Source organism: Klebsiella sp. MS 92-3 (assembly GCF_000195655.1).
Classification (GTDB): Bacteria; Pseudomonadota; Gammaproteobacteria; order Enterobacterales; family Enterobacteriaceae; genus Klebsiella; species Klebsiella pneumoniae.
On the sequence record NZ_GL882834.1, the window covers coordinates 386 to 10,332 of the forward strand.

Genomic DNA, 9,947 nt, shown 5'->3' on the forward strand with positions numbered 1-9,947 from the left:
GCGGGAGGCAAGTTAGCTCGAGCAGCTGACTTCCAGACGTTTCCCCCAGTCCGGCGGGCGGCGGACGTAGTCGTCCTCGCGATCGGTAAAGGGGTCTGCCAGCGCGGCATGCAAGCGCTCCAGCTCGCCCACATCGCCCGCCTCAGCCTGCTCGATCGCCCGCTGCGCCAGCCAGTTACGTAACACCAGCGCCGGATTCACGCCCTGCATCCTCTGCTGGCGCTGCGCGTCGTCCACCTGTTCATCACGCAGCCGCGCACGATACCCGGCAAACCAGCTGTCAAAGGCCGCGCGGTCGATAAACTCATCGCGCAGCGGCGAAGCGGCGCTGAGCTGTTCGCTGTGGCTCAGCAGGCGGAACGTCCGGGTATAGTCGCTCTTCTCGCGGATCATCAGGGCAAACAGCCCGTCCAGCAGGTCGTTATCCCCTTTCTGCTGGCTGAACAGGCCGAGTTTATCGCGCATCCGCTGGCCATAAGCGGTCAGCAAGGCGTGCTGATACTCATCCAGCGCCGCGTTTAACGCTTCAGCGCTGATAAACGGCGACAGCGATTGGGCGAGACGCTGCAGATTCCACAGCCCCACCGCCGGCTGGTTTTCAAAACTGTAGCGCCCCTGATAATCGGAGTGGTTGCAGATGAAGTCCGGTTGGAAATCGTCAAGGAAGCCATACGGGCCGTAGTCGATGGTCAGACCGAGAATCGACATGTTGTCGGTATTCATCACCCCATGGGCAAAGCCCACGGTTTGCCAGCTGGCGATAGTCTGCGCGGTACGCATGACAATGTCACGGAACCATAACAGGTACTTATCCGCCTCATCCTGCAGCTGCGGCCAGTGGTGGCGAATAACATAGTCGGCCAGTTTCTGGACCTTCTGCGGCTCACGGCGATAGTAAAAATGTTCGAAATGGCCGAAGCGGACATGGCTCTCGGCCACCCGCATCAGCATCGCGCCGGGCTCCACGCGCTCGCGGTAGACCGGGGTATCGCTGGTCACCATCGCCAGGGCGCGCGTCGTCGGGATCCCCAGAGCGTGCATCGCCTCCGACGCCAGACTTTCCCGGAGCGTCGAGCGCAGCACGGCGCGGCCGTCCCCCATCCGCGAATAAGGAGTCAGGCCGGCGCCTTTCAGATGCCAGTCGTAACGGCGGCCATCCGCCAGCTGCTGCTCGCCGAGCAGGATCCCGCGTCCGTCGCCCAGCTGGCCGGCCCAGGCGCCAAACTGATGGCCGCTGTATACCTGCGCCAGCGGCGACATGCCCGGAAGCAGCGCTTCGCCGCCCCAGACACCGGCCCCGCTTTCAGGCGCAAACAGGGCGTCGGGCACCCCCAGCTGTTGCGCCAGCGGGGCGTTGCGCCAGATGAGTCGGGCGTTATCCAACGGCGTTGGTGACAGGGAAGTGTAAAAGTCCGGCAGTTCATCCCGCCAGTGGGTGGTAAAAGAAAGGGTCATGGTTCCTCCTCTCTCCAGTGTAGTGCCTGGAACAGCGGATTAACACGGGCGGAGTGCAGGGTTATCGGCATAAAAAAGGGAAGCGTTCGCTTCCCTCTTGCTTCTGAATGACGTCAGATTCGCCGCGCCTGCCAGAACTTTTTGTTCCAGTAGACGTTATCCAGCGAGGAACGGGTGACGCCCTGGCTGGTGGAGGCGTGGATAAATTGGTTGTCGGTATCGTAGATGCCAACGTGCAGGCCGCTCTCCCCTGAGCCGGTTTTGAAGAACACCAGATCGCCGGGCAGCAGATCGCGCTTATCGATGCGGGTGCCGATTTCCGCCTGCTCGCGGGTTTCACGCGGCAGCTGGAGGGCAAATTTATCGCGAAACGTGCGCACCACGAAGCCGGAGCAGTCAACGCCGCGCGGCGTCATGCCGCCGTAGCGATACGGTGCGCCGCGCCAGCTGCGCAGCTGCTCGTTCAGATTCGCCACCACCGTGATGGAGTCAGCCAGCCGAGGATTCGGCGGCGGTGCCCGATGGCTGCTGCAGCCGGCTAAAATTAACGCCGCCGCCAACATGAACCAGAAGCGCATTTCAGATGATCCCTCTGTCCCTAGTCTCTTTATCGCAATAATTTAGCTTGTTTATCAATATAGTGACAAGATAACTGCGTGCTACTGTGACGCGATGAGCATAATATGACCGGCCACCTCAACGCGCTGGAACGGGATCGCATAGGCAGCGGTTAAATTTTCCTCATTCAGCACCTCGGCGGTCTCCCCGCAGGCGATGGCTTCCCCCTGGCAGAGCAGCCAGCTCTGACCGGCGTGGCGCAGGGTATGGTTGAGATCGTGGCTGCTCATCACCACCGCAATCCCCGCCGCGCTCAGCTCGTGTAACAGCCGATCCAGCGCCGCCTGCTGGGCCACATCCAGACTGTTCATCGGCTCATCCAGCAGCAGCAGCTGACCCGCGGAATTACTCAAGGGATCGATCTGCAGGATCACTGCCGCCAGCCGCACGCGCTGCCACTCGCCGCCCGACAGCTGATTGACCGGACGGCCCAGCTTATTGTCCAGACCAAGCCTGGCCGCGATATCGCTCAGACGGGCGCTATCACCCTGCTGCTGCATATGCAGCGCCAGGTAGTGCCATACCGGCATGGCGAACGGCGGGGTCTGGTGTTGACACAGATATCCGCGACGGCGCGCCAGCTCCCTCGCCGGCCACTCGTCAAGCAGCCGGCCGTTAAAATGAACCGTGCCGGGGCCGTCGGACAGCCCCGCCATGCGGGTCAGCAGCGTGCTCTTCCCTGCGCCGTTCGGCCCCACCAGATGGACAATCTCCCCGGCGCGAAAAGCCGCAGAAAACGGGGCCAGGCGCCCCGCCGCTTCTACATCCTGTAGCTGCATCAGAAACGACATTATTGCGCCAGCGCTCCTTTAATCGCCGCCACCAGCTGCGGATCGTCCGGCGTCATATCCGGAGAGAAGCGCTGAATGACGTTGCCCTGGCGATCGACGAGGAATTTTTCGAAGTTCCACAGAATGTCGTCCACATACAGCGGCGCCCGGCCTTTGCTGGCCATCCGCTCATAAAAACCGCTGCCTTCCGGGGCCACCGCTTTCGGCGCGGCGGCAATCAGTTTTTGATAGAGCGGCGCGCGATGTTCGCCGTTGACGTCAATTTTGCTAAACAGCGGGAAGGTGACGCCATAGGTAGTGCTGCAGAAGGTCTTAATCTCCTCTTCACTGCCCGGCTCCTGGCCGAGGAACTGGTTGCAGGGGAACCCCAGCACGCTGAAGCCCTCGGCGGCAAACTGCTTTTGCAGATCCTCGAGTTGCTCATACTGCGGCGTCAGGCCGCATTTCGAGGCTACATTGACGATCAGTAGCACCTTGCCGGCAAAGGATGCCAGGGTGGTTTTCTCGCCATCAATGGTCGTCACTTCGGTATTCAGAATGTCATGTTGCATAGCCTGTCCTCAATGGATAAACCGGTTTCCGGTGAAGGTGATCCCTTTCTACTGTAGCGGATTCAGCGCCCGCCATTCTACTGCCATTCCCCCCGAGTTGTCGCATGATGTAACAGCGCTTCGCTGGCCGCCGGCAACATGAAATCCTCTCAATTGGGCCGTCGACCATTTCCGTGTACAGTGTTCCATGAATGTAATATGGTTTCGTTACTTGTTAATTTAAGAGAGTTTTAGTGATGAAGAAGTTGTTTAGCCTGGCGTTAATCGCCACCTCTGTCGCCCTGCTGAGCGCCTGCTCCCCGGATGAAGATAATAAAGTAAAAGTCGCTATCAATACCGGGCCGGACGAAGCCATCTGGAAAGTGGTGGAGCAGGTGGCGAAGGATAAATACCACCTCGACGTCGAAGTGGTCTCCTTCAATGATTATGTGCTGCCCAACGAAGCGCTGAACAACAAAGATGTCGATGCCAACGCCTTCCAGACCCTGCCGTACCTTGAGGCGCAGTCGAAAGAGCGCGGCTATAAATTTGCGGTGGTCGGTAAAACCTTTGTCTTCCCTATCGCCGCCTATTCACATCGTATCAAAAATATCAGCGAGCTCCCTGAGGGGGCGACAGTGACCATCTCTAATGAAACCACCACCCTGGGCCGCAGCCTGCTGCTGCTGCAGGCGCAGGGACTGCTCAAGCTGAAACCGGGCGTCGGCTATTTACCCACCACGCTGGATATCATCGACAACCCAAAACAGCTGAAAATTGTGGAGGTGGATACCCCGCAGCTGACTCGTACTCTGGATGACCCGAACGTCAGCCTGTCAATCATTAACACCAACTTCTCCGCCCAGGCCGGCCTGTCTGCCGCCCGCGACGGCCTGTTCATGGAGGGACCGGATTCCCCTTACGTGAATGCGATCGTCGCCCGCGAGGATAATAAGGACAGCAAGAAAATTCAGGAACTGAAAGCCGCCTTCCAGACCAGTGAAGTCGCGGAAAAAGCGAAGGAAGTCTACAAAGGCGACGCGATCAAAGGCTGGTAAGCCCGAGCCGGCGCCGTCCCTGCAGACGGCGTCGCGCTATCCCCGTCACCGCGAGCGCAGCAGCAACCAGATAAAGACCGGCGCGCCCAGCGTCGCCGTCACCACGCCAATCGGCAGCTCTGCGGCGGAAAGCGCCAGCCGGGCAATGATATCCGCCCCCAGCAAGGCGCTTGCCCCGGCCAGCATACAGGCCGGGAGCAACACCCGGTGATCGCTCAAGCCGCATAGCCGCAGAATATGCGGGATCACCAGACCGATAAAGCCAATCGCCCCCGCCAGCGCCACGCTAACGCCGACCATCCAGCCGGTCGCCACCACCAGTAATTTGCGCCACAGCCACAGCGGCAGCCCAAGCTGACGAGCGGAGACTTCGCCCAGCGCCAGTAAATTCAGGGGTTGCGACTGCAGACAGACCCAGCAGAGCACCGGCAGGAGGGCTATCATCAGCCACAGCTGTTGCCAGTCGACGCCGCCAAACCCGCCCATCATCCAGTACATTAGCTGACGCAGGTCAAAAGAGGTGGAGAAGTAGACTGCCCAGGTCATCAGGGCGCTGCAGATGATCCCCAGCGCCACCCCCGCCAGCAGCAGACGGCTGGTAGACAGATGGCGGCGGGCAAAACGCAGCAGAATAAAAGTGATCAGCAGCGCGCCAAAGATGGCACACAGGCCGAGCGCCCAGCCGGGCAAGACTCCTTTGCCCAGCAGGACGGCGGCAATCAGCCCGACGCCCGCGCCGTTGGAGACCCCCAGCAGCCCCGGCTCCGCCAGAGGATTTTCAAACAACGCCTGCATAATCGCCCCGGAGAGCGCCAGCGCCGCCCCCACCAGCAGCACCGCCAGGGTTCGCGGCAGGCGGATCTGCCAGATAAACAGCTGACCTTTGGCGCTGAGCCACTCGCCGGGCGGGATCCATTGCTCCCCCGCGCACAGGCTGATCAGCAGGGTGACCAGCAGCAACAGCGTTAATCCGAAGAGCCAACGCCGGCTGCGGCGCTGTTGAAGATGGGCGAGAGTCAGCATAGATTCCATTACGCAGGGGGAACAAGAGGCTGATTTTACGGTGGCTGTCGCGGTGAGAAAAGGAAAACCTCACGACCAAACGTCGACGCGGAGGAAAATCTCCTCCGCGTCTGCGGTCGTTCGTCACACCAGAATCTGAAACAGCAGCGCAAAGAGAATGATGTTAGCCACCACGATTGCCCAGCCGTTATAGAGCATATATTTCAGATGAGTAGACTGCGCCAGCCCCATCTGGCCGAACATATCTGATGAGGGAAACGGCCCGAACCAGTCCACCTGGGATGAGGCCAGCAGCACGGCGGTGGTCCCCTGGGGCGGCACGCCGGCGGCCATCAGCATCGGGCCAAAGATTTTATGAGTAAAGGTCATCTGGGCCACCGCCGCACCGGGCACATGGCCGATAATATTGAACGCGAAGATGCTAAAGCACAGCCAGGCCGGGGAGATCCCCTCCAGCAGCGGTTGGGTATACTCCAGCAGCCCCTGATAGGCGTGCAGGCCATCCATCAGCTCAAGGATCGGGTTGTACAGCCAGTAGAGAATAAACATCCACACCAGGCGGCCGCAGCCGTGATACAGGGCCTGAAGGATCTGCGTCGGTCGCAGGCCGCCTACCAGGCCGGTCATCAGGGCCACCAGCAGCATCACGATTATCGCGAAGCTGAAGCCGGCTTTAATCACCACGCCAACGATCGCCATCACGATGATGGTCGCCGCGAAGGCCAGCGCGCTTAATTTACGCCGACGCTGCTGCGCGGCGCTGAGATCCTCTTGCGGCTTTTCCGCGAGATCGACGTCATAGCGCAGTTTGCCTTCGGTCATCTTCTGGATCCGTCCCGCCATTAACCAGCCGGCCAGCAGCGTGACCGCGCTCATCGGCAGACCAACGTACAGCAGATAATCCGGGTAGCTCAACCCACCGAGGCTGAGGATCGTCACGGTACTGGGGGTGAAAGGCCCGGTAAACAGCCCAACGGAACCGGCGGTCATCATCAGCGCGGCGACCGTTGGCGGCGTCAAGCGTACCGCTGCCGCCACCGGAATGATTACTGCCACGATAATGGCATTGCCACCGGCCATAGTGCCCAGCGAACCGCAAATTAAAATCGATGACGCCACAATGCCGAATTTCACCCGCGTCTGACTCGACAACCCGATGCGATGGACGACAAATTTTACCAGCTCAACCGCTGCGCCGGTGCGGGTGGCCACTTCCCCCACGCCGGCGCCGAGCATAATGATAAGCCCAACGGTGGCAATAAATGACCCGGTGGATTTCGCCAGCATCGTGCCCATTTCCGGCAGGCCGGTCGAGGTCATTATCATGGCGATAATAATCGAGGAGATGACCGCCAGCACAATATCAACGCCGATCAGCGATAATATCGCTAGCGCCACCAGCGGCGTAAATCCCAGCAGACCAAGCTCGCTGCCTGGTCGACCGTGGCACCACAGCGCGATCAACACGAACAGCAGCAATAACAGACCAATAATAACGTTTTTCCGCGTGATATTTTGTCTGACAGGCGCATTGCCTGTGAGCGTTGAGTCACTCATAACACTCCTTAATGCCAATCAATCCGACCATGATGGTCAGGTGGTGTATGGGGGCCTGCTCAGAAAATATCCTCCCTCTTTTTCATTATTGATTGGCCGCGGCCTGAGGGTTTGTTTGGGTACAAAGGAAACGATTCTGAGAGCGTAATATGCCGCCATTGGGCGGGGTCTACAGCACAAGATGTAACCAATGCGCTGATTGGTGATTAAATCTATGTTAACTTAGTGTTAGTAGAAAATGACTTTTTATCGGTAGGCTATAACCCTGAGTTAACTGTTCATGAAACTGCGTCATCTGGAAATCTTCTATGCCGTCATGACCTGCGGCTCTTTATCGCGGGCGGCGGAAGCGCTCAATATCTCCCAGCCCGCGGCCAGCAAAGCGTTAAAAAGCGCCGAAATGAAGCTGGGTTTTACCCTGTTTCAGCGGGTGCGCGGCAAGCTGCTGCCGACCAGCGAGGCGATCACACTTTTCGAAAAAGCGCAGAGCATTTATCAGGACCTGGACAACCTGCGCCTGCTGGCCGACAACCTGGCTCGCGATCCGCGCGCCAAGATCACTTTAGGCTGTCTGCCAAGCCTGGGGTTAAGCCTGGTGCCGGAGCTGGTGACCGACTTTTATCAGCAAAACAGCAACCTGGTGATGACGCTCACTACCGAGCACACCGAGACGCTGGTCAAAAAACTGGATTTGCGCGAGATAGATTTGGCGCTGACGCTACAGCCGGTGCAGCAGGGGGAGATCCTGACCACCCTGATTGCCGAAGTACCGCTGGTGTACATCGACCGTCATTATCGTCAGGGGGCGGTGGAGATCGTTCAGATCGACCAGCAGCGCTGGATCTCGCCGGGACCGCACTCGCTCTCTGCCGCCATCGCCACCCGTCGCGACTTTTCCACCACCCGGCTAAACGTCCAGACCTACTATATGGCCACCGAGTTCGTGAAGCGCGGCATGGGCTGCAGCATCACTGATATCTTCTCCGCCCAGCACAACCTGGCCCCGGAGATGATCCATCCCATTACGCCGCCGATGGCGATTAACCTCTGTCTGTTACGCCGGGCCGACGTTTCCCTGAGCCCGATGGCGCAAAAGTTCGTCGATTTTCTCTGCCAGCGTTTGCGCCAGCAGCTCAAGGAGATTAACCTGCGGTTATACCCTGACCATAAAAAGTCAATTGCGCCGCTGGGGTAAATGCTTTGACATAACCCGATAAATTTATCAGCGGTGGATATATCGGGTTATGAACAAACGCATTGTCATTATCGGCGGCGGCGTGGTCGGTCTGGCCACGGCCTGGGAACTGATCAAGCGCGGCCATCAGGTGCAATTACTGGAGCGCAATGCCGAACCGGGCAGCGCCACCAGTTTTGCCAACGGCGGACAATTAAGTTACCGCTACGTCGCCCCCCTTGCCGACAGCGGCGTTCCCCTGCAGGGAATGAAATGGATGGGCAAAGCCGATTCGCCGCTGAATATGCGTCTCAGGATGTCTCTCCAGCAGTGGCGCTGGCTGCTGCAGTTTCTGCGCGCCTGTAATAACCAGACCAATAAAATGAATGGCGACCATATTTTACGCCTGTCGCTGCTCAGCCGTCAGGTCATGCAGGCGTGGCGGGATGAGGATAATCTTGCCGATTTCCACTGGCGGCGCAGCGGAAAATTAATTATCCATCGTCGCGAATATGATTTTAATAAAGCAGCAAAAGGGATTGATCCTCAGTATCAGCAGGCGCTGAATGCTGAAGCCTGCCTGCAGCTGGAGCCGGCGCTCAAACATATTAGTCCTTCTCTGCAGGGCGGAATCTATTCGCCAGGCGATGAAACGGCAGATTGTCATCAGTTCTGCCTTGCCCTGCTCGACAAGCTCAATGCCAGCAGCGACTTTAGCCTGCTGACCCAGTGTGAGGTGCGGCGACTCAATAAGCGCGGGGGACGCATCAGCAGCCTGGAGAGCAGTCAGGGGACCCTCACCGGCGATGAGTATGTCGTCGCCGCCGGTAACGGCAGTGGTTCTCTGCTTGGGCATCTGGGGGTTCGCGTGCCGCTGTGCGCCCTGAAGGGGTACAGCCTGACCCTGCCCTATCCTGAAAAAGCAGGTATTGCCCCTGACATCAGCGTCACCGACTACGGGCACAAAATCGTTTATGCCCGCCTTGGCCAACAGCTGCGTATCGCGGCGATGGTGGACATCGGCTACGACGGCGACGAACTGCGCGAAAGCCGCATTCAGGCGCTGAAAAACATCGTCGCCCGCAGCTTTCCTGAACTGGAGGGGCTGGACGAGGCCGAAGTCTGGACCGGCATGCGCCCGTCAACGCCAGCTGGCCCGCCGATGCTGGGGCGCGCCGGATACCCCAACCTGTGGATGAACCTCGGCCAGGGTAGCCTCGGCTTTACTCTCGCCGCCGGCAGCGCGGTGGTGCTGGGCGCGTTAATCGACAATCAGATGCCAGACATTTCTTTAGAAGGTCTCACATGGAAACAAACCGCATGACAATTATTCGCAATAATCCACAACCTCGTCTTGCCGCCAGCGTTGCGTATGGCGATCTGCTGTTCCTCTCCGGGCAGACGCCAAAAAGCAATGAAGACGATATCGTTTTACAAACCCGTGAAGTACTGGAGAAGATCGACGCGCTGCTGGCCGCGGCCGGGAGCGATAAGCAGCACATTCTCTCCGCGCAGATCTGGTTGAAAAATATCGAGCGTGACTTTGCCGCATTCAATGAGGTGTGGGTGCAATGGATGCCGGAAGGCTATAGCCCGGCGCGAGCGGCCGTGCAGGCGGAGATGGCGCGACCAGAAATCCTGGTGGAGATCATGCTCACCGCCGTCAAAGCGTAAAGATTGACAGAAAAGAAAAAAGGCCCCCAAGCGGCCCTTTTTTTTTTTTTTATTTTTTTTTTTTTTT

Annotated in this window: 10 protein-coding genes; 4 read left to right on the forward strand and 6 right to left on the reverse strand. The window is 58.8% G+C overall.

All coding sequences use genetic code 11. From position 1 onward, the window contains the following. Positions 1 to 12: 12 nt before the first annotated feature. From selO to HMPREF9538_RS08420, 4 genes are all read right to left on the reverse strand, one after another. Positions 13 to 1,455, reverse strand: coding sequence for a protein adenylyltransferase SelO (gene selO / locus HMPREF9538_RS08435; RefSeq protein ID WP_009485706.1), 1,443 nt, complete (start codon positions 1,453 to 1,455; stop codon positions 13 to 15). 113 nt (positions 1,456 to 1,568) lie between these two features. Next, the gene (locus HMPREF9538_RS08430; protein ID WP_002909082.1) at positions 1,569 to 2,033 is read right to left on the reverse strand and encodes an NlpC/P60 family protein; all 465 of its coding nucleotides are present in this window, start codon (positions 2,031 to 2,033) and stop codon (positions 1,569 to 1,571) included. Positions 2,034 to 2,114: 81 nt separating this feature from the next. Beyond that, entirely contained in the window at positions 2,115 to 2,864 is a 750-nt protein-coding gene (gene btuD, locus HMPREF9538_RS08425) for a vitamin B12 ABC transporter ATP-binding protein BtuD (protein WP_009485707.1), read from the reverse strand. After that, positions 2,864 to 3,415, reverse strand: coding sequence for a glutathione peroxidase (locus HMPREF9538_RS08420; protein ID WP_004898898.1), 552 nt, complete (start codon positions 3,413 to 3,415; stop codon positions 2,864 to 2,866). Before HMPREF9538_RS08420 ends, btuD begins: the two co-directional genes overlap by 1 nt. A gap of 236 nt (positions 3,416 to 3,651) precedes the next feature. On the opposite strand from HMPREF9538_RS08420, the gene HMPREF9538_RS08415 reads away from it, so the two are divergent. Beyond that, on the forward strand, positions 3,652 to 4,452 hold the full coding sequence (locus HMPREF9538_RS08415) for a MetQ/NlpA family ABC transporter substrate-binding protein (protein WP_002909085.1): 801 nt from the start codon (positions 3,652 to 3,654) through the stop codon (positions 4,450 to 4,452). 45 nt (positions 4,453 to 4,497) lie between these two features. Here the strand turns inward: HMPREF9538_RS08415 and btuC are convergent, their stop codons facing one another. Both btuC and HMPREF9538_RS08405 read right to left on the reverse strand, forming a co-directional pair. After that, positions 4,498 to 5,475 (reverse strand): vitamin B12 ABC transporter permease BtuC, encoded by a 978-nt coding sequence (gene btuC, locus HMPREF9538_RS08410; protein ID WP_020317049.1) that lies wholly within the window; start codon positions 5,473 to 5,475, stop codon positions 4,498 to 4,500. A gap of 123 nt (positions 5,476 to 5,598) precedes the next feature. Continuing rightward, positions 5,599 to 7,032, reverse strand: coding sequence for a gluconate:proton symporter (locus tag HMPREF9538_RS08405; RefSeq protein WP_009485709.1), 1,434 nt, complete (start codon positions 7,030 to 7,032; stop codon positions 5,599 to 5,601). 280 nt (positions 7,033 to 7,312) lie between these two features. Between HMPREF9538_RS08405 and HMPREF9538_RS08400 the strand changes: the two genes are divergently transcribed. Genes HMPREF9538_RS08400 through HMPREF9538_RS08390 form a run of 3 tightly spaced genes read left to right on the forward strand, consistent with a single transcriptional unit; the run spans position 7,313 to position 9,880 of the window. Further along, positions 7,313 to 8,227: a LysR family transcriptional regulator gene (locus tag HMPREF9538_RS08400; protein ID WP_009485710.1), complete on the forward strand. Its 915-nt coding sequence runs from the start codon at positions 7,313 to 7,315 to the stop codon at positions 8,225 to 8,227. A gap of 37 nt (positions 8,228 to 8,264) precedes the next feature. After that, positions 8,265 to 9,530, forward strand: a complete 1,266-nt coding sequence (locus HMPREF9538_RS08395; RefSeq protein WP_323053212.1) for a D-amino acid dehydrogenase — start codon at positions 8,265 to 8,267, stop codon at positions 9,528 to 9,530. Beyond that, positions 9,527 to 9,880: a RidA family protein gene (locus HMPREF9538_RS08390; protein ID WP_002909094.1), complete on the forward strand. Its 354-nt coding sequence runs from the start codon at positions 9,527 to 9,529 to the stop codon at positions 9,878 to 9,880. Before HMPREF9538_RS08395 ends, HMPREF9538_RS08390 begins: the two co-directional genes overlap by 4 nt. Positions 9,881 to 9,947: the final 67 nt, after the last annotated feature.

Excerpts from the sequence above, each read along its gene's own strand:
- selO (WP_009485706.1), bottom strand. The coding sequence starts at position 1,455 with ATGACCCTTTCTTTTACCACCCACTGGCGGGATGAACTGCCGGACTTT.
- HMPREF9538_RS08430 (WP_002909082.1), bottom strand. The coding sequence starts at position 2,033 with ATGCGCTTCTGGTTCATGTTGGCGGCGGCGTTAATTTTAGCCGGCTGC.
- btuD (WP_009485707.1), bottom strand. The coding sequence starts at position 2,864 with ATGTCGTTTCTGATGCAGCTACAGGATGTAGAAGCGGCGGGGCGCCTG.
- HMPREF9538_RS08420 (WP_004898898.1), bottom strand. The coding sequence starts at position 3,415 with ATGCAACATGACATTCTGAATACCGAAGTGACGACCATTGATGGCGAG.
- HMPREF9538_RS08415 (WP_002909085.1), top strand. The coding sequence starts at position 3,652 with ATGAAGAAGTTGTTTAGCCTGGCGTTAATCGCCACCTCTGTCGCCCTG.
- btuC (WP_020317049.1), bottom strand. The coding sequence starts at position 5,475 with ATGCTGACTCTCGCCCATCTTCAACAGCGCCGCAGCCGGCGTTGGCTC.
- HMPREF9538_RS08405 (WP_009485709.1), bottom strand. The coding sequence starts at position 7,032 with ATGAGTGACTCAACGCTCACAGGCAATGCGCCTGTCAGACAAAATATC.
- HMPREF9538_RS08400 (WP_009485710.1), top strand. The coding sequence starts at position 7,313 with ATGAAACTGCGTCATCTGGAAATCTTCTATGCCGTCATGACCTGCGGC.
- HMPREF9538_RS08390 (WP_002909094.1), top strand. The coding sequence starts at position 9,527 with ATGACAATTATTCGCAATAATCCACAACCTCGTCTTGCCGCCAGCGTT.